The organism is Pseudoalteromonas sp. B131b (genome assembly GCF_037162545.1).
Taxonomy (GTDB): domain Bacteria; phylum Pseudomonadota; class Gammaproteobacteria; order Enterobacterales; family Alteromonadaceae; genus Pseudoalteromonas; species Pseudoalteromonas fuliginea.
In genome coordinates this window covers 2,744,029-2,763,112 of record NZ_JARLUZ010000001.1, presented here as the reverse complement: position 1 = coordinate 2,763,112, position 19,084 = coordinate 2,744,029, and the positions used below count along the sequence as shown (strand labels likewise).

The following is a 19,084-nucleotide window of genomic DNA, read 5'->3' as shown; positions in this document are numbered from 1 at the left end:
TAGCTCGCATTTTTTGTGCCTGTAATAAAAACGTTGGCTTTAACTTGCTAATGCCGCTTTTACTTTATCTCGGTAGCTTCTGCTTACTTTTAGTTCTTGTCCATTTTCAAGCACCAACAAGTACTCACCACTAACTTGTGTAACCAATTTACTAATTTGTTTTGTGTTAACAATGGCACTTCGGTGAACGCGGACAAACAAATGAGGATCTAGCTCTTGCTCTAGCTCTTTCATTGTTTTACGTAAAATATGTGTTTGTCCATCTTGGCAATGTAGGCACATATAATCGCCAGCTGCATCTACCCATTGGATTGTTGCTGCCGGAACGCGAATAATTTCCCCCTGCTCTTTTACGGCTAACGACTCTGGGTAGCGTCTGTCTGTCAATGTATCGCCAGTGGCTAACTTCTTAAGTATTTCTTCGCAATTATTACCTGTAATACCGGCTACAAAACTCGCTAGTTTTTTCTTATGGGCGTTGTCTTGCTGCGTTTTTAAATAGGTATGCACTTTCTCTACCGCCTGTTTTAGTCTGTTATCGTCAACGGGTTTTAAAATGTAATCTAATGCATGAATCTCAAACGCTTTCACTGCAAATTGGTCAAATGCAGTTACAAACACAATCGCAGGTAATACTTTCGTACTTTCGCTAAGTGCTCGTGCGACTTCAAACCCATTCATGCCTGGCATTTGAATATCTAAAAATACCAAATCTATTTTTTCGTTTTTACATGTTTCAATTGCATCAGCACCAGAGCTACATAATTTAATTACTTCAATGTCTGTAAATTCTGCAAGCCTTACATCTAAACCTTTACGTGCCAATGGTTCGTCATCAACAATAAGTGTTTTTATTTTTATCATTTCTTCACAGCCTTCTCAAACGGTACTCGCAGATTAACTTTTAATCCACTTGGCGTATTATGTGATAATACAAACGAATAATTATTTTCGTAGAGCGTTTTTAATCTATCTTTTGTGTTTGCGACACCAACCCCTTGGGCATTGACGAGTTGGCCATCTTTTATTTCTGTTCCAGGACCATTATCGCCAACCTCTAACAGTAACTCATTAGCAAACACTTGCGCTTTAATATCAATCACACCGCCTTCTGTTAAGTGTGCAATAGCGTACTTAATTGAATTTTCTATAATAGGTTGCAAAATTAAGCTCGGCAATAATGCTTGCTTAGCTTCTTCGCTTACTTCAACGTTTACTTTTAATCGTTCGTCAAATCGCACACGTTCAATTTCAAGGTATAACATAAGCGCATGAAGCTCTTGCTCTAACGGAACTTTTTTAATCGGATCAGTATTCAATGTATAACGCAAAAAGTCACTAAGTTTAGAGACCATTAAATTAGCATCTTTATTTTCTTTCACCAAAATCAATGTAGAAATTGCGTTAAGTGTGTTAAACAAAAAATGAGGATTTAGTTGATATCTTAGCATTTTCAATTGCGCTTCATGTGCCATGGTTGTCGCTTTTAACGCCTTTTGCCGTTCACCTTGTAGCAATTGATAATACTTAACGCCAAAGTATAAACCACTCCAACACAGTATAATATAAACTGAATCTAAACCCTGTTGTAAGTAATAAAACCACTCTTCAGGTCTATATCCGTGTCGGTAAATTTCCCATAGATTGAACTTTTGAACCACCGCCCACAAAGTACCGGTTATGTAAGAGGCACCAAATACCACCAATATAAGCACCCAAGGGAGGCGTTCCATATTGTGCGATAGATATAACGAAGTGGCACTGTCATTAAACAGCCGGCATAAGCATTGAGTAAAATAACAAACACGTAAATATCACGCATTTCAAATACTTTAGAGCCGATGTAATTTACCAGTGCATAACCAATCCAGCCTGCAATTTGCAAAAGCCAAAAAAAGCGTTGTCGGTTATCAACTAACGATTGCCAGTTCAAAATTTACTTTTACTCCACAGTGTTAAAGCCTAATTATATAAAATCAACTTTTCGCTTGGCCTGATATTTTCTTATTTTGATAATAAAAAACAGCGTAAAATTAACTTTTAATAATAATTATATTTACACATTATATCGATTTATAAGAATGTTTAGCACTGCCAACTGTCTTAGTTTTTAAGAGCCTTAACGCAAAGTTCAGCACCGCTGATAATAAAAAAGCGAAAGGCCGTAACCTTTCGCTTTTTTAATGCTATTTATTGAATAAGTAATTATGCAAGCTTGTCTGAAGCAACTTTATAAGTTGGATCTTCAATAACATTCACTTCAACCAAATCGCGAGCTTTATGTAATAACTGAGTACAGTCTTTACTTAAGTGACGCAAGTGAAGTTGTTTACCGGCTTTTGTATATTTTTCAGCAAGCGTATCAATTGCTTCTATTGCACTGTGATCCGATACTCGGCTATGTTTAAATTCAACAATTACATTTTTAGGATCATTTTTTACGTCAAACAACTCAGAAAAGTTTTTAACCGAACCAAAGAATAACGGACCATGTAGCTCGTAGACTTTAGCGCCTTCTTCATCAATGTAGTTAGTTGTATATATTTGTTTAGCATGTTGCCAAGCAAATACAAGTGCTGAGACGATAACACCTACACACACCGCAATTGCTAAATCGGTAATAACCGTGACACCTGATACAAGCACAATTACAAACGCATCCGATAATGGTACACGCTTCATCATTTTAAAGCTTGCCCATTCAAATGTACCCAGTACAACCATAAACATTACACCAACAAGTGCAGCTAATGGGATCATTTCAATTAGGCTTGAGGCAAAAATAATAAAACCAAGTAACATAAGCGCAGCACTTATCCCTGATAAACGAGAGCGCCCACCTGAATTTATATTTATCATAGACTGGCCAATCATTGCACAGCCCCCCATTGCACCAAACATACCACAGGTAATATTTGCAGCGCCTTGACCTATACATTCTTTGTTGCTGTGGCCGCGTGTTTCTGTTATTTCGTCAATTAAACTAAGCGTTAATAACGATTCAATTAACCCAATAGCTGCTAAAATAAGTGCATACGGAAAAATAATTTGCAGTGTTTCAAAGTTAAAAGGCACCATAGGAATATGAAATTCTGGTAAACCGCCGGCTATTGTTGCCGCTTCGTCGCCCGTCATTCCTTTTAAGAAATCAAGCACGGTATGCGCTTCTAAATCAAAACCAATCACTAATCCTGTCACTGTTACTATGGCAACTAATGACGAAGGAACCGCTGTAGTTAGTTTTGGTAAAAAGTGAATTATTGCCATTGTCAATGCCACTAATCCCAGCATGATAAACAATGGACTGCCTGTCATCCACTCTTGCCCGCCCATACCGTCAGGCACTTTAAATTGCCCTAGCTGGGCTAAAAATATAACAATTGCTAAACCATTTACAAAACCCAGCATTACCGGATGAGGCACCATACGGATAAACTTTCCGAGCTTAAATATCCCCGCTAGTATTTGCAATATCCCCATTAGGAGTACGGTAGCAAATAGGTACTCTACACCATGATCAAGTACTAAACTTACCATAACAACAGCTAAGGCACCGGTTGCACCTGAAATCATACCAGGACGGCCACCAAATATAGCCGTAATTAAACCAACGATAAACGCGGCATATAGACCAACTAAAGGTTCTACATTTGCAACAAAGGCAAACGCAACAGCTTCTGGCACTAGGGCAAGCGCCACAGTCAATCCAGAGAGTATATCGTTTTTAGCAGAGCTTGGCGCCCTACTGAGTAAGTTAAACATTGAGTTCCTCAAATGGTATAATGGGTATAAAAAAGCGCTAAATTCTAACAAATTAGCGCTCAGTTAACAATTGTCATTATGTGGTTAAGCTAAACTAAAAGAGGTTTAGCTTTTAAAGAAGTGCTTTTATAAAGGAAGAGATGTACTACGTTTTACACATGTCATTGTTACATTAGAATGTACTTCTTGTACGTATTCCAAGCTTAGTAAATTATCGCGTACAAAGTGCTCATAACCTTCTATACCTTGTGAAATTATGCGTAGCATAAAGTCCATTGTTCCGGCCATGGTGTAACACTCTGTTACTTGATCATAACTCATTATAAGTTTTTCAAATTCAGCAAGGTTCTTTTTACCGTGATTTGATAAACGCACATGTGCATATACAAGCATATCAAAGCCAAGTTTTTTCTCATCTAAGAGAGCCACTTTGCTTTTTATATAACCATCTTGCTCTAGCTTGGCAATTCGACGCCAGCATGGAGATTGAGACAAGCCTACTTTATCAGCAATTTCTGCGGTTGATAAACTAGCATCTTGTTGTAAAAGTGCCAATATTTGGCGATCTACGTGATTTAGAGACATTTTATTTCTTATTTATCAAATAAACTGGTTAAATTATACAACCATTTTAAAACTCAGTCTGCTTATTTTTAATTTTTATGCAGTTTGCCAAACTTAAAATAAGTAACTTAACCAAACTTACCACTCACAAAAGGATTTGTTTGTTTTTCAAATCCAACCGTAGTGTCGCCCCCATGCCCTGCCAATATTTTAGTATTATCAGGTAAGGTTAGAATATGCGTCTTAATCGACTCTATAAGTTGTTCGCTGTTCCCCTTAGGGAAATCAGTTCGCCCTACTGAGCCTTTAAAAATAACATCACCTACAATAACGCATTCATAGTCTTGTTGATAAAACACAATATGACCAGGTGTATGCCCCGGACAATGCTTCACTAAAAAGCTAAGTTTACCTACGCTCACGGTGTCGTTATGGTTTAGCCAAATATCCGGATAAAAAGGCTCAATGGGTTTAAACCCGAACATTTGTGCTTGCATAGGTAAGTTTTCAAACCAGAAGTACTCATCTTTTTGTGGGCCAATAATTTGTACGTTAAATTGATTACGTAAAATATCAGCCCCACCCACATGGTCTAAATGCCCGTGCGTTAACCAAATAGCACTTAACTCTAGTTTATGCTCATTAAGGGCTGCTACTATTTTATCAGGGTCACCACCTGGGTCTATGACTACGGCTTGTTTAGTTTCACTACACCAAATAATACGACTATTTTGTGCAAATGCAGTGACGGGTATGGTTATAATTTGCATATTAGATTTCTTTATTTTTTTGATCCGGGATAACAACTTCTTCTTCGAATGACATCAGTATTGGGTACTTTAAATACGCTTGATCATAAAATGGGCTTTGCTCATATAACCAGTTTAATCTCGCTTCAGCGTCGCTTGCGAACAATTTATCTTTAAGCTTTTCATCAAACTTAAGCGCTAGCTTTGGATTATCTTTTAGCATTTGGCGTGCAAACGGAATTAGTGCATAGTTTTCCATATACTCAGTAGGCTGGAAAATAGTATTAAATTCCCCCATGCAAAAAACGAATCGGGTGCTTCAGGATGCAATAAATGCACAGCAAGCTCACCTGCTTTTTGTTGAGTATTGACTTGATACCAACCATCTAAATCTACATTTATAGCGGGGACATAATCGAAACTTGCTGACACTCTAAAACGGCCTTCAAATGGTGCTTTATCAAACGTATACTCTGCCACCTTTGCTACTTTTAAAGGCTGTGTGTTTGCCCCTTCAAGTTTATTAATAGAGACACCGTGTAACTTTAGTTTCTTAATAATATTGCGATATACAGGCGGAATAAAAAAAGCTTTAGGTACTTCAACTGTATGTTGTACATCTTTTTGCCAATAAATAGGTAAGTCGATATATGTATGTGCTTTACCTAAATATTTAACTTCTTTTTGGCCCGAGAGTGCACTCATGCTTGATGAATATTCGATACCTTTAAACTGCGCAATCGTGTCAGCATGCTTGGCATAGCCACGCTTTACTATTAACTGTTTAGGAACAAATTCTTGCTCTTTTTTTACTGCATTAGCTAACTCATGACTATGCTTTGATAGCGCAGTAATAGCACCATCTAAAAACACGTAAGTTCCTAATACACGTTGCTTGTAAGGTTTTAATGAATGATTTTCAACTAAAATAGTCGGTAATGACTTTAAATCACCCCAACCATTTGAAAAGCGCGGTGTAGCAACCCACCCCGCTAATCCTTTTTTAAAGTCGCGCTTATCCATAACAAAAATAAGTGGCCCTGGCATGTGCCCTTGCTTAGCGAGCGTATCGTCAATCAGAGGTTTAAAAAACTGGTTTAGTGCATCTGATACCGCAGGCGACTCGCTTGAAAAAACCGGGTTGTAGCCATAAGTCACATCGTATTGATAATCTGCGCCATCGGTAACGTGTACATCAATGTATAAATTTGGGTTGTAGTCGTTAATAACCTTTAAAACACTTCTAACTTCTGGGGTATCTAATTTAGTAAAATCACGATTTAAATTAAGGTTATTAGCATTTGTTCTAAAGCCCATTTTTGCAGGGCCCCGTTGATTAATGCGATTGAATGCACTGCTACGTTCGTGACCATCTACATTTAAAATAGGAATAAATAATATGTTTACCTTTTTTAAAATGTCACGGCGCTTACCCGTCGCTATATCTCTAAGCAGCATAAACATGGCATCTTTACCGTCTATTTCCCCAGAATGTATTCCTGCCTGAATAAAAATAGTTGGCTTAGTGCTATTAGCCATTTGCCTTGCTTCAAAAAAACCTTGCTCACTGGCAATTAGCATTTTTATTGCACGCTTACTATTACTATAGCCAATGGTTTGAGATTGAAACTGAGTAGGGTTTGCAGCAACTAATCTATCTACAAATGCCATTGTATTTGCATAATCGGGCGACGCTTCACCTTCTGACAACTCAAAGTCAGTAGTTAACGGCCCTTGTTTTTGTAAAAGCTCTACGCTTTTCCCCTGCCACTCAATGAGTGGAGGTAAGTGTGCGTCATACGCCACACTTACAGATAAAATTAGTAAACTTGCAAACATATAATTCTCTAACAAACGCCTTAATTATATAAATTATATCAACTAAATTTTTTATAATGAGGAAACTGCGGTGATTCAACAAAAAAATGCAGCCAACTACATGTCACTCATTCACACCTGTATTTTAAGGCTATATAACATTATTAATGTACAGTAATTCATTACATTACTATTTATACCAACTCGTAAAAATACTTAATCAATTTAAAGGATTACATCTGACGCTAACAGCGTCAAAAATGTCTGATATACGTCTGCATGGATCCAGGAGAGTGAGCAATGATGGAGCAATTGCCAAGAACAACTAAATAGTGAATTTCGCCCTGCTCTAACGTATCTTTTTATCGATAAATAGAGCTCATATAAGCAGATGGGTATTAATTTGAGAAAACTAATTTAGCTCAGCTATAAAAAAGTGTAAGTTATTAAATTACAGGCACAAAAAAAGGAGCCATAGGCTCCTTTTTTAATACTTATATGAAAAAGCTTAAGCGGCTAGGCCTTCTTTTGCTTTTTCTACAAGCGCTGCGAATGCAACTTGGTCATAAACAGCGATATCTGCAAGGATCTTACGATCGATTTCTACAGATGTCTTTTTAAGACCATTGATAAAACGGCTGTAAGACAGACCATTTTGACGTGAAGCAGCATTGATACGTGCAATCCATAATTGACGGAAAGTACGTTTCTTCGCACGACGGTCACGGTAAGCGTATTGACCCGCTTTAGTAACAGCCTGGAAAGCTACGCGGTAAACACGTGAACGTGCTCCGTAGTAACCTTTTGCTTGTTTTAAAACTTTTTTGTGACGTGCACGTGCGACAACGCCGCGTTTAACTCTTGCCATTTCTAAAACCCCTATTAAGCGAACGGTAACATACGTGAAACTAGACCATGGTCATTTTTATGAACCATCATCTTAGGACGTAGGTGTAACTTACGCTTAGAAGTTTTCTTAGTCAGAATATGACGAAGATGCGCTTGTTTACGCTTGAAACCGCCAGAAGCAGTCTTTTTGAAACGCTTAGCAGCGCCACTGTGACTTTTTAGCTTATAAGCCATTGCAATAACTCCAAATTGTATTGCTTTTAAATTAGTAAGCAGGCGTGAGATATATTTCTATAGCTCCACTTTTAGGCCTAACTTACTGCCATGTTCCGGTGAAGACCCAGCATAAATGCCGCAATCTTACTTTAATACCGGTTAACTCAGGTGAATATTCGCATATTACTTGCAGACCTGAGCTAATTTCGGTGCGTATTATCGCTTAAAAATTATTTTTTAGCAACAGGCGCCATCATCATAACCATTTGGCGACCTTCAACACGATTTGGGAAAGACTCAACTACTGCAAGTTCTTCTAAATCGGCTTTGATACGGTTTAATAATTCTATACCAATTTCTTGGTGAGCCATTTCACGACCACGGAAGCGGATAGTAATCTTAGCTTTATCGCCAGCTTCTAAGAACTTACGTAAGTTGCGAAGCTTAACCTGATAATCACCTTCATCCGTACCAGGACGGAATTTGATTTCTTTTATCTGGATTTGCTTTTGCTTCTTCTTCTGCTCTTTTAGTTCTTTGCTTTTTTCAAAGATGAACTTACCGTAATCCATGATTCTACAAACAGGCGGCTCAGCGTTTGGACTGATCTCAACAAGATCAACACCCGCTGCATCGGCCATAGTTTGCGCGTCTTGTAATGACTGAATTCCAGCTTGTTCGCCTTCAATGTCAATTAAACGAACTTCTTGCGCTGTAATTTCTTCGTTAATACGATTTTTTTGAGCTGTTTGTTGCCCTTTCTTGCCGCCTCTAATAGTACGTTCCTCCAAGAATATCAATAATATAAGCGTGTAATTGGCTGTTTGTTAATGCCTTACACGCTCGATTTTTACTGTCGATTTTTAATTTCTTCGCTAATTTTAGCTACAAAATCATCGACATTAAATTTGCCTAGGTCTTCACCTGTGCGAGTACGCACTGCTACTTCTTGTTGTTCAACTTCTTTATCGCCAACAACAAGCAAGTATGGAATACGCTTCAGTGTATGCTCACGGATTTTAAAGCCAATCTTCTCATTTCTCAAGTCAGCAGCGGCTCTAATTCCAAGTTTATTTAATTTTTGTACAACTTCTTTAACATAAGGAGCCTGTTTATCGGTAATATTCATAATTACCACTTGCTTTGGCGCAAGCCACGTCGGGAATAAACCAGCGTACTCTTCAGTTAAAATGCCAATAAAGCGTTCAATAGAACCTAAAATAGCACGATGTATCATTACAGGTGTACGACGTTCGTTATTTTCTGCTACATAAGTAGCGCCTAAACGACCCGGTAATGCAAAGTCTAATTGCACTGTACCACACTGCCACGCTCTGTCTAAACAATCGTATAAAGTAAATTCAATCTTTGGACCATAAAACGCGCCTTCACCCGGAAGATAATCAAATTCAATATCGTTTAGCTTAAGTGCTTCGGCTAAAGCAAGCTCTGCTTTATCCCACATATGGTCTTCACCAATGCGTTGTTCTGGGCGAGTAGATAGCTTAACTACAATCTTCTCAAATCCGAATGTTTCATATGTATCATAAACCATCTTAATACACGCTGACACTTCGTCCATTATCTGATCTTCGGTACAAAAAATGTGAGCATCATCTTGTGTAAAGCCACGTACACGCATTAAACCGTGTAGTGCACCTGATGGTTCATTACGATGACAACAACCAAATTCAGCCATACGAAGTGGTAAATCACGGTACGATTTTAAACCTTGGTTAAAGATTTGCACGTGACCAGGACAGTTCATTGGTTTAATTGCGTATTCACGTTTTTCAGACTCAGTGGTAAACATTGCTTCTGAATATTTTTCCCAGTGACCTGATTTTTCCCAAAGTGAACGGTCCATCATCATTGGACCTTTTACTTCTTCGTACTCATATTCGCGTAATTTTTCACGTACAAATTCTTCAAGCTCGCGGTAAATGCTCCAACCATCGTTGTGCCAAAATACCATGCCTGGCGCTTCTTCTTGCCAATGCCATAAATCAAGCGCTTTACCAATACGACGGTGATCGCGTTTTTCAGCTTCTTCAAGGCGTTTTAAATACGCTTTAAGTTGCTTTTTATCGCCCCACGCGGTGCCGTAAATGCGTTGTAGCATTTTGTTTTCTGAATCACCACGCCAATATGCACCCGCCACTTTCATTATTTTAAAGTTTTGGCAAAATTTCATGTTAGGAACGTGAGGTCCACGACACATGTCTACATATTCTTCGTGATGATATAACCCAGGACGGTCATCTTTAGCGATGTTTTCGTCCAAAATTTCTATTTTGTATGTTTCGCCACGCGCTTCAAATGTATCGCGTGCTTCTTGCCAGCTTACTGTTTTTTTCACTACGTCGTAGTTGGTTTTTGCAAGTTGCAGCATACGCTTTTCAATTGCTTCAAGATCATCTTGTGATAGTGAGTGTTCCATATCGATATCGTAGTAAAAACCGTTATCAATGGTAGGACCAATTGCCATTTTTGCGTCTGGGAAAAGTTGCTTAACTGCATGACCGATTAAGTGAGCACAAGAGTGACGAATGATTTCAAGGCCGTCATCGTCTTTAGCGGTAATGATCTCAAGACGAGAGTCATCACTAATTAAATCACATGCATCAACACGGTCGCCATTTACACGGCCCGCAATGGTCGCTTTAGCTAAACCAGGACCAATGTCGTTTGCAACATCAAGCGTGCTTACAGGGTTTTCAAAACTACGTTGACTTCCGTCTGGAAGAGTAATAACTGGCATTATAAATCCTTGCTACAGTGGTGACACCTACAATGTATCACGTGTATTTTTAATAAATTAAATGAGAATGACTCGACAACGCTTTTACGAATAAGCATTGACTAATATATGTAGATGAGGAGTCTATTCAACTACAAAGATATATTGTCGCGTGCCGCGCATTTAATTACAAGTTTAAAGGGGTGAAATCCACCCGTTTTATCCACAAAATGTAGCTTTTAAAGCAAAAAAATCATTTTATTAAAATATAAAAGCATCAATGCATTAATTACGCGCCTACAACTATACCCGCACTCGCATTTTAATGTGCGTTGCGTATAATACTGCGTAATTAAGTTATTTTAGAGAATAGACATGAGAACATGTGGTGTAGAAATTACCGGTAGTGATGTACTACTTTGTATTTTAAGTAAAGATAATGACGTATTTGATATTCGCGATGTGCGCCAAACACGCTTTACCTTAGGTAACGGTAACGACACTGAAGTAATGCGTAAATTTCAATTCGATTTTGCAAAACTAATGCAAGATTACCAAATTGATTCTGTTGCAATTCGTGAGCGTCAGCCTAAAGGTAAGTTTGCTGGCAGTGCAAAAGGCTTTAAAATGGAAACTGCAATTCAATTAATCGACAACTTAGATGTACGTCTATTTACTACAACTGAAGTTAAAGAGCAGTTAAAACGCAACCCCATCCCTATTGATTTTGAAGAAACAGGCCTTAAAAAGTACCAAGAAAATGCTTTTGTAAACGCTTACGTTTACATCATGAAAAAAACATACCGCAGCGACGAAATGTAAACTCATTACTCGTTTAAAAACGCGTACTTACAGTGTAAGACGCGTTTTTTTATGTCTAAAAAGTAGTATTAGCTTTTATTAATCTAATAATACATTAGTCTAACCGCACTTCTCTTTGTCGACAATATGTGTTTATTTTAACTTTGTAGTTTAATAACTCACACACATTTTCATGGAGAGAGCAATGCACACACACACTATTGTGGTAAAAGAAGTAGAACAAATAAATCACTTGCCGTTATCTCAAAGCTACTTTAAAGGTATACAAAGCACACCTTTAACAAATTCAACTATAGGCGAGTACTTTGACTTTATTGTCGACAAAAATCCAGGGGCGTTAGCTGTTGTAGTTCACCATCAGGGTATTCGCTTAACGTATAAAGAATTTCAAAAAGAAGTTAATCAGCTTGCTATGGGGTTACTGGCACTTGACGTAAAACCAGGTGAGCGCGTTGGTATTTGGTCTCCTAATAATATTGAGTGGTGCTTAACCCAATTTGCAACGGCAAAAATTGGCGCAATAATGGTGTGCATCAACCCGGCATATCGCCCTAACGAATTACAATATGCTTTAAATAGTGTTGAATGCTCTACTCTGATCACAGCATCAAATTTTAAAGGCAGTGATTACTTAGAAATGCTTAATTGTTTAGCGCCAGAACTTGCAACTTGCGATAAGTACACACTTAATTTAAAAGCACTACCCACTCTTAAAAATATAATCCGCATTGGCGATGAAGCATCACCTGGTATGCACTCTTTTAACGATGTTGTTAACTTGCCAACAGCTGCTCATGAGCTTGAATTAAAAGCAATAGGTGAAAACTTAAATGCTGAGCAAGACATCAATATACAATTTACATCAGGCACAACTGGCAACCCAAAAGGCGCAACGCTCACGCATAAAAATATTTTAAATAATGCGCTATTCGTCGCCGAATCTATGCACTTTACGAGCGATGACAAGTTATGTATCCCTATCCCGTTATATCATTGCTTTGCAATGGTATTGGGTAGCTTATTGTGTGTTAGTAAAGGTGCAGCAGCCATTTACCCTAGTGATTCGTTCGATGCAAAAACCACACTCGATGTAGTTCAACAAGAAGGATGTACAGCGCTGCACGGTGTACCTACTATGTTTATTAGTGAGCTTGAGCTGAGTAATTTTACCGATTATGACCTAAGCACTTTACGCACGGGTGTAATGGCAGGCTCTACATGCCCAGAGCAAGTAATGCGAAAAGTACAAACACAAATGAACATGCATCAAGTACTGATTGCTTACGGGCAAACGGAGTGCAGCCCCATAAACAACATTACCGAAACAGACTCTTCAATTGAGCGGCAAGTAACGACGGTTGGCCGCGCCCTTGCTCATACCGAGGTTAAAATAATTGACGAGCTGGGTAACATTCAAAAAATTGGTCAACCTGGCGAAGTGTGTAGTAAAGGTGCAGGCATAATGCGCTGCTATTGGAATGACGAAGCTAAAACAAAAGCCACTATAGATGACGAAGGGTGGCTGCACTCTGGCGATTTAGGTGTCATGGATACAGAAGGGTTTGTCACGATTGTTGGGCGTATAAAAGATATGATTATTCGCGGCGGCGAAAACATTTACCCTCGAGAAATAGAGGAAGTACTTTACACCTACCCGGGCATACAAGATGCTGCCATATTTGGTATAACTGATGAAAAGTATGGCGAGGAAGTATGCGCTTGGATCCAGCCAAAAGAAGATGCTGTGCTTGATGAGCAAGCAATTCGTGAGTTTTTGAAAGACAAGCTAGCCTATTTTAAAATGCCACGACATATCCGTTTTGTAGAAAATTACCCAATGACGGTAACAGGTAAACTGCAAAAATTTAAAATGCGAGAACAAATGCAAGAAGAGCTAAGCGACAAGGCCTTCTCTTAATTTTTCCTCTATAGAAAGCCTGAACTCTGAATAATAAATCTATCTCAAGTAATTCTTAAAAAGCACAGCCAATTGGCTGTGCTTTTTGTGTACTGAATTTATTATAAATTCAACATTCTCTTTTTTAAACGTTCTAAATCAATCGCACTCGAGCGCACTGTTAATTTAATATGGCTGTATTCATATTCTTCTTTAACAACACTCATACTCGATCGGATTTCGCCCACAATACCTTTGGCTGTGTACGGTATAACAATCTCTTCTTCAATCATGTCCTCTTGAGCAATACCAATAATGTATTTGTGCAATTTACTAATATCATCTGGATTACGCGTAGAGGTCATCATCGCATCAGGAAATTCATCCATTAGCGACTGCTGCTGCTCAGTACTTAATTGGTCTGACTTATTCAGTACTAATAATTTTTTGCTACCTTCTACCCCAACTTCTGCCAGTACTTTATGTACTACTTCAAGCTGTGAGCGAAAAGAAGGATCTGAAGCATCTACAACATATAACAGTAACGATGCATCATGTGCCTCAGCGAGCGTTGAATGAAATGAAGCAACCAAATCATGAGGTAATTTTTTAATAAAACCAACTGTATCTGAAACCAATATACGAGGCTGGGTAATCGGATACAGCGCGCGAACAGTGGTATCTAGCGTTGCAAAAAGTTTGTTTTCGCCTTCTACATCACTACCAGTAATTGCGCGCATCATTGACGATTTACCCGCATTGGTGTAACCAATTAAAGCCACTGAGAATAGCTCAGAGCGCTGCGTACGTCTGTCCATCATTACATCTTGAACACTAACAAGTTCGCGCTTTAATTCTGCTAACTGATCGCGCACCTTACGGCGATTAAGCTCAAGTGTGGTTTCACCCGCACCTTTACCCATTTGGCGTTCTTTATCACCTGTTGATGTTTCACGCAGTCGTGGCGCGACATAATTGAGGCGAGCAATTTCAACTTGTAATTTTGCAGTTTTAGTACGCGCATGACGGCTAAATATTTCAATGATAATACCTGTGCGATCAAATACTTCTACACCTAATTGGTTCTCAACATTACGCAGTTGAGAGGGCGTTAAATCGCAGTCAAATACCACTACATCGGCACATGCAAAATCTAAATCGTTTGATGGGATTTCTGACGATATTTCGGTTAAAGGGTCTTCATCAAGTAAATTATCTTCTTGCTCGTCTTCAACCATCCCTTTATTGCCGGTAAGGTGAGCTATTTCAGCTAGTTTACCTGAGCCCAGTACATTAACTTTTTGAGTTGAGCTTTGCTTTTGCGATTGCGTACCTACTACTTTAAATCCTAACGTAGTCACCAAACGCGCAAGCTCTGCAAGCGACTCTGTTGCTTCGTCACCTTTAAATTGTGGTGTGCTAATAGAAATAAGTAACGCATTAGGAAGTGATGGTTTTGCAGTTAGTTGCATAATTTTTTATATGTTAATGCACCTAAAGTGCAAACCTAATTTTCATTCGAAAGTAAGCTGATCCTACGCTGTTATGGCCGAGCTTTACAGCGTTATAGCTTACGAATACAATTATTATCTTCATTTTGCAAAAATTAGAGTAAATCTATGAACTATTTATACGGGGGCATTATAATTTTTACACGCAAGTAAACCAATAAGTAACTTGGTGTTGTTATAAATGTATTTAATTATTAAGTGTTGGGGTTTACCATTGATAATAGGCTTTATGTAGCATTGCGCATACACAAGCCCATTAACTAAAAACTAATTAGTTTTTAACTAATTAGCTAAAATCAATTACTCAGCAGACTCTTCTGGACGATGCTGCTTTTGTACACCGGTTAAAAACAAGCGTAATATTTGATCGTTACAAACACGGTAATGTTTGTTATCTACTTTACGAGAAAAAGCGCTTAACTCATGTTTACTTAAGTCAAAATCAACAAGTGCAAGTGTTGCTATAACATCTTCTGCTTTCATGTTTAAAGCAATACGTAGCTTCATAAAGATAATATTGTTGTTTAGCTTTTTCTCAGGTTCTGGTTGCTCACCTTCGCGTTTGCCACGTTGGGTATTAATAAACCCATTTAAAAAGCTAGCAAACTCAGTATCACTTATTGGGGTAAAAGCCTCTTCACCTTCTTTAGTTAACCATGCAATTACTTGCTCTTTAGTGACCGTATGCTCTGCTGATGCAAAAACATTGACCATAGCAGTATCAGTTAAGTTAAAAGTGTAGCGAATGCGGCGTAAAATATCGTTATTAGTCAAAGTAAATCCCAAAGTGAGGTATAGCAACCAAGCAGTTATTGCTTAATTTTAAATAAGCACCTAGTTTAACAGGTTTACTAATACCACCCTATTAATTTTTATCTGAGCTTCTTATACCTAGTTACCAAGCACCTTGGCAGGATCTACGCGCGTTGCTTGCCATGCAGGATAAATAGTAGCAAGTATCGCAAGCACAAACGTAACAATCACTGTAATACCAATGTCTTCAAGTACTAATTTACTTGGTAAAAACTCTATAAAATAAACGCCCTCAAGTGGATTAGCTCCAAATAATTGGCTTATCCACGTAAAAAGCTCACTTATATTAAGCGCTAATACCACGCCAATTAGTGTTCCTAGTGCCACGCCTACAAAAGCTTGCATTAAGCCTTGCATTACAAAGGTGGCTAAAATAGTACTGTCTTTCGCGCCCATGGTTTTTAAAATTGCGATATTGCCTTGTTTTTCGCGTACTTCCATTACCAAGGAGGACACAATATTAAAACTGGCTACCGCTATAATTAAAAACACCACAATATAAACAATGGTACGCACCATTTGAATATCTTGATAAAGGCTACCTTGGGTTCTAAACCAACTAGAAACATACACATAGTCGTCAATAGTTTGGCCCACTTTTAGCGCTATTTGATGCGCCGAAAACACATCATCAACACTTAAGCGCAGCCCTGTTACTTGAGTTTCATCGTAACCCAATGTTTGCTGTGCTTTGTTAAGATGTATAAACGCAGCGGTGCTATCAATGGGGCCGCCCATTTCTATAACACCTGCAAGGTTAAGTGTTACGCGTTTAGGCGCTAATAATGATTGACCTTTTTGACTAATTTGCGGAATAAGTAACGTAATGTTGTCGCCTACTTTGGCATCTAACTGTTTTACTATTTGCTTGCCTAATATAACGTCATCAAAGCCTAGCTGGCTGACTAATTTACCACTGGTAAACTGGTTTACCGCCGATACATTACTCTCGAACAATGGCTCAACACCCCGAATTTCTATCGCTTTTAGTTGGCTTTTATATTGCGCCATTCCGTTAACGGCAATAAATGGCGCAGCCCCTGTTACATTCGGTTGTGTTTGTAAATCCTCAACCTTTTGCGACCAATTCGCGATGGGTCTACTTGGTGCTACATATTCAACCTGCGGCACAACACTTAGCAATCTATGTACTAGTTGCTGCTCAAAACCATTAATTACCGACAGCGCCACAATTAAAACCGCGACACCTAATAAAATACCAATAGTCGACGCTTTAGCGATAAAACTAACAAAGCCGTTTTTTTCATCTTTGTGGCCTGAATAGGCTCTAAAACGTTTACTTAAAAATGCACTAAGCAACATGCTGCGACTCTTTAATAGCTAGTTTTCCATCGTCTAAATAAGCTATTTTGCCTAGCTTATCGGCAAGTTCTAAATCGTGTGTAACTACCACAAAACTGGTGTTTAAGCCTTGGTTAAGCTCATTAATTAAATCGTAAATTTTAATCGCATTTTGTTTATCTAAATTACCGGTTGGTTCATCAGCAAGCACAAGCGCAGGTTTTGTAACCAGTGCACGGGCAATAGCCACGCGTTGGCGCTCTCCACCAGAAAGCGCAGACGGTTTATGCGAGCTGCGATGTGCAAGGCCTACTTTTTCGAGCATATCGAGCGCTTGAGCTTTGGCTTCTTTTGCACTCAAGCCTTTAATTAGTAATGGCATAGCCACGTTTTCGACTGCGCTAAACTCCATTAATAAGTGATGAAATTGATAGATAAAGCCCAAATTTTGGTTTCTAAATGCGGCTTGCTCTGTTCGCGAAAGTTTTGCAACTTCTTGGTTTTTAATTTTAGCGCTACCTGAGCTTGCGGTATCTAATGTGCCAAGTATGTGTAAAAGCGTACTTTTACCAGAGCCAGAACTCCCCACAATAGCGAGCATTTCACCTTGCTGAAGCGCTAAATCAACGCCTTTTAATACTTCAACTTGGTTGCTGCCATCTTGATAAACCTTACTTAAATTTTCACAACTAATTACTAAATCATTCATAACGTAATACCTCTGCTGGTTTTACTTTTGCGGCTTTACGCGCAGGATATAAGGTAGCTAAAAAGCTCATAGCAATACTGGCAAACGCTATTATTACTAAACTCAAAATATCAAATTTTACCGGAAGCTCTATACCCGCCAATAAGTTTAAGCCCACTAATACAAGTAGCTCATTTATATATAAACTAAATATTACACCTAAAAATGCGCCTATTGCGGTACCAATTACGCCGTTATATAAGCCTTGCACCATAAACACTTTTTGCACTTGCGAAGGTGTTAAACCTAACGTTTGCAGTATGGCCACTTCACCTTGTTTTTCGCTTACCATCATGGTTAATGCCGATACAATATTAAATACAGCCACCAATACAATGAGGGCAAGCAACATAGACATAATGCGCTTTTCCATAGCAACGGCTGCAAATAGAGTACCTTGGGTACTGCGCCAATCACTGTAATTGTGATCTTTTAAAATACGTTGGCTTGCTTCAATAAATTCATCTAGTTCGAAAGGTTCGTGCAATGAAACACTTAAATTTGGGGCGGTGTTTTTATCCAGCTTTAATACCCGCTGTAGTGAAGCGCCACTCGTAAACGCAAGTGCCATATCTATCTCAGATCCGGTTTCGTATATTGCGGCAACTTTAAATAAACGCTGGCTGGGTACTCGCCCAAGAGGTGTATATGTTGAAGCATTAGGCATAATAACGCGAAGCTTATCACCCACGCTAACGCCTAATTTACGACTCAAATAACGGCTTATAGCAATGTTGTAATTTTTGTTTAATACAGTTTTCCAATCGCCTTGCACTATTTTATCGGTAATTTTATATAAAGAACCGCTGTCGTTATAAAGGCCTTGTAATAAAACGCCGTGCAAGTCTTTATTCGTTTGCAAAATAGCTTCGCCGTGGCGATATAAGCTTACATGATCAACATAAGGAGATTGTTCAAGGTCGGTTTTAAGGGTGTTCATTTGGGTGGCAGTGTTTTTACCTGCGCTAACTTCAACATGCGGAATAAGTCCAAGCATATTGGTTTTTAGGCTATTTTCAAACCCGTTCATTACACTGCTTACCGTAAATAATGCCATTAAACCAATAGCGATACCGGCAATAGAAAAAAACGAAATAAACGATATAAACGCATTTCCTTTAGAAGAGCGACTATATCTAAGCCCTATAAATAAGCTAACCGGTTGAAACATATTATTTTTAACACTTATCGTAAAAGTATTGAGCAATAGTAGCACGAAAAAAGTGCCTTTGGGTATGGCGTAAAATGTAAGAAATAATTTAAAAATCTGATACTTGGCTATATTTACAGCAA

15 protein-coding genes and 2 pseudogenes are annotated in these 19,084 nt (G+C 38.5%); 2 read left to right on the top strand and 15 right to left on the bottom strand.

Annotated features, from left to right (window positions below; genetic code table 11):
- Nucleotides 1–39: 39 nt before the first annotated feature.
- From P4S65_RS12800 to thrS, 10 genes and pseudogenes are all read right to left on the bottom strand, one after another.
- Complete coding sequence (locus tag P4S65_RS12800) at nucleotides 40–864, bottom strand: LytR/AlgR family response regulator transcription factor (protein WP_007379105.1); 825 nt, start codon at nucleotides 862–864, stop codon at nucleotides 40–42.
- Nucleotides 861–1,933, bottom strand: a pseudogene (locus P4S65_RS12795) (sensor histidine kinase). The gene P4S65_RS12800 and the pseudogene P4S65_RS12795 overlap by 4 nt, the downstream one beginning before the upstream one ends.
- A 272-nt stretch (nucleotides 1,934–2,205) precedes the next feature.
- Nucleotides 2,206–3,762 carry a SulP family inorganic anion transporter gene (locus P4S65_RS12790; RefSeq protein ID WP_008133998.1) on the bottom strand — a complete coding sequence of 519 codons (1,557 nt, stop codon included), beginning with the start codon at nucleotides 3,760–3,762 and terminating at the stop codon, nucleotides 2,206–2,208.
- Between the two features lie 126 nt (nucleotides 3,763–3,888).
- Complete coding sequence (locus P4S65_RS12785) at nucleotides 3,889–4,347, bottom strand: Lrp/AsnC family transcriptional regulator (protein ID WP_007375323.1); 459 nt, start codon at nucleotides 4,345–4,347, stop codon at nucleotides 3,889–3,891.
- A gap of 107 nt (nucleotides 4,348–4,454) precedes the next feature.
- A complete protein-coding gene (locus P4S65_RS12780; protein WP_096793003.1) occupies nucleotides 4,455–5,096 on the bottom strand; it encodes an MBL fold metallo-hydrolase in 642 nt (213 codons plus the stop codon).
- A gap of 1 nt (nucleotide 5,097) precedes the next feature.
- Nucleotides 5,098–6,914 (bottom strand): annotated as a pseudogene (locus P4S65_RS12775) (M14 family metallopeptidase).
- A 487-nt stretch (nucleotides 6,915–7,401) separates the two neighbouring features.
- Nucleotides 7,402–7,761: a 50S ribosomal protein L20 gene (rplT, locus tag P4S65_RS12770; protein ID WP_002960711.1), complete on the bottom strand. Its 360-nt coding sequence runs from the start codon at nucleotides 7,759–7,761 to the stop codon at nucleotides 7,402–7,404.
- Between the two features lie 14 nt (nucleotides 7,762–7,775).
- The gene (gene rpmI, locus P4S65_RS12765; protein WP_002960713.1) at nucleotides 7,776–7,976 is read right to left on the bottom strand and encodes a 50S ribosomal protein L35; all 201 of its coding nucleotides are present in this window, start codon (nucleotides 7,974–7,976) and stop codon (nucleotides 7,776–7,778) included.
- 212 nt (nucleotides 7,977–8,188) lie between these two features.
- Nucleotides 8,189–8,749, bottom strand: a complete 561-nt coding sequence (gene infC, locus P4S65_RS12760) for a translation initiation factor IF-3 (RefSeq protein WP_002960714.1) — start codon at nucleotides 8,747–8,749, stop codon at nucleotides 8,189–8,191.
- A gap of 59 nt (nucleotides 8,750–8,808) precedes the next feature.
- A complete protein-coding gene (gene thrS, locus P4S65_RS12755) occupies nucleotides 8,809–10,719 on the bottom strand; it encodes a threonine--tRNA ligase (RefSeq protein ID WP_337120299.1) in 1,911 nt (636 codons plus the stop codon).
- A 354-nt stretch (nucleotides 10,720–11,073) separates the two neighbouring features.
- On the opposite strand from thrS, the gene P4S65_RS12750 reads away from it, so the two are divergent.
- On the top strand, nucleotides 11,074–11,520 hold the full coding sequence (locus tag P4S65_RS12750) for a DUF3010 family protein (RefSeq protein WP_002960715.1): 447 nt from the start codon (nucleotides 11,074–11,076) through the stop codon (nucleotides 11,518–11,520).
- A 184-nt stretch (nucleotides 11,521–11,704) separates the two neighbouring features.
- Nucleotides 11,705–13,438 carry an AMP-binding protein gene (locus tag P4S65_RS12745; protein ID WP_337120298.1) on the top strand — a complete coding sequence of 578 codons (1,734 nt, stop codon included), beginning with the start codon at nucleotides 11,705–11,707 and terminating at the stop codon, nucleotides 13,436–13,438.
- 101 nt (nucleotides 13,439–13,539) lie between these two features.
- On the opposite strand, the gene hflX is transcribed toward P4S65_RS12745, so the two are convergent.
- The 5 genes from hflX to P4S65_RS12720 form a co-directional block, all read right to left on the bottom strand.
- The gene (hflX, locus tag P4S65_RS12740) at nucleotides 13,540–14,889 is read right to left on the bottom strand and encodes a GTPase HflX (RefSeq protein ID WP_007375328.1); all 1,350 of its coding nucleotides are present in this window, start codon (nucleotides 14,887–14,889) and stop codon (nucleotides 13,540–13,542) included.
- A 339-nt stretch (nucleotides 14,890–15,228) separates the two neighbouring features.
- Nucleotides 15,229–15,702, bottom strand: a complete 474-nt coding sequence (locus tag P4S65_RS12735) for a DUF1456 family protein (RefSeq protein WP_002960721.1) — start codon at nucleotides 15,700–15,702, stop codon at nucleotides 15,229–15,231.
- A 117-nt stretch (nucleotides 15,703–15,819) separates the two neighbouring features.
- Complete coding sequence (locus P4S65_RS12730) at nucleotides 15,820–17,064, bottom strand: lipoprotein-releasing ABC transporter permease subunit (RefSeq protein WP_337120297.1); 1,245 nt, start codon at nucleotides 17,062–17,064, stop codon at nucleotides 15,820–15,822.
- The gene (gene lolD, locus P4S65_RS12725) at nucleotides 17,054–17,752 is read right to left on the bottom strand and encodes a lipoprotein-releasing ABC transporter ATP-binding protein LolD (protein WP_337120296.1); all 699 of its coding nucleotides are present in this window, start codon (nucleotides 17,750–17,752) and stop codon (nucleotides 17,054–17,056) included. Before lolD ends, P4S65_RS12730 begins: the two co-directional genes overlap by 11 nt.
- The gene (locus P4S65_RS12720) at nucleotides 17,745–18,962 is read right to left on the bottom strand and encodes a lipoprotein-releasing ABC transporter permease subunit (RefSeq protein WP_337120295.1); all 1,218 of its coding nucleotides are present in this window, start codon (nucleotides 18,960–18,962) and stop codon (nucleotides 17,745–17,747) included. The genes lolD and P4S65_RS12720 overlap by 8 nt, the downstream gene beginning before the upstream one ends.
- Nucleotides 18,963–19,084 lie beyond the last annotated feature (122 nt).

What these genes read in the sequence shown, in the direction of transcription:
- P4S65_RS12800 (WP_007379105.1), bottom strand. Translation starts at nt 864, where the DNA reads ATGATAAAAATAAAAACACTTATTGTTGATGACGAACCATTGGCACGT.
- P4S65_RS12790 (WP_008133998.1), bottom strand. Translation starts at nt 3,762, where the DNA reads ATGTTTAACTTACTCAGTAGGGCGCCAAGCTCTGCTAAAAACGATATA.
- P4S65_RS12785 (WP_007375323.1), bottom strand. Translation starts at nt 4,347, where the DNA reads ATGTCTCTAAATCACGTAGATCGCCAAATATTGGCACTTTTACAACAA.
- P4S65_RS12780 (WP_096793003.1), bottom strand. Translation starts at nt 5,096, where the DNA reads ATGCAAATTATAACCATACCCGTCACTGCATTTGCACAAAATAGTCGT.
- rplT (WP_002960711.1), bottom strand. Translation starts at nt 7,761, where the DNA reads ATGGCAAGAGTTAAACGCGGCGTTGTCGCACGTGCACGTCACAAAAAA.
- rpmI (WP_002960713.1), bottom strand. Translation starts at nt 7,976, where the DNA reads ATGGCTTATAAGCTAAAAAGTCACAGTGGCGCTGCTAAGCGTTTCAAA.
- thrS (WP_337120299.1), bottom strand. Translation starts at nt 10,719, where the DNA reads ATGCCAGTTATTACTCTTCCAGACGGAAGTCAACGTAGTTTTGAAAAC.
- P4S65_RS12750 (WP_002960715.1), top strand. Translation starts at nt 11,074, where the DNA reads ATGAGAACATGTGGTGTAGAAATTACCGGTAGTGATGTACTACTTTGT.
- P4S65_RS12745 (WP_337120298.1), top strand. Translation starts at nt 11,705, where the DNA reads ATGCACACACACACTATTGTGGTAAAAGAAGTAGAACAAATAAATCAC.
- hflX (WP_007375328.1), bottom strand. Translation starts at nt 14,889, where the DNA reads ATGCAACTAACTGCAAAACCATCACTTCCTAATGCGTTACTTATTTCT.
- P4S65_RS12730 (WP_337120297.1), bottom strand. Translation starts at nt 17,064, where the DNA reads ATGTTGCTTAGTGCATTTTTAAGTAAACGTTTTAGAGCCTATTCAGGC.
- lolD (WP_337120296.1), bottom strand. Translation starts at nt 17,752, where the DNA reads ATGAATGATTTAGTAATTAGTTGTGAAAATTTAAGTAAGGTTTATCAA.
- P4S65_RS12720 (WP_337120295.1), bottom strand. Translation starts at nt 18,962, where the DNA reads ATGTTTCAACCGGTTAGCTTATTTATAGGGCTTAGATATAGTCGCTCT.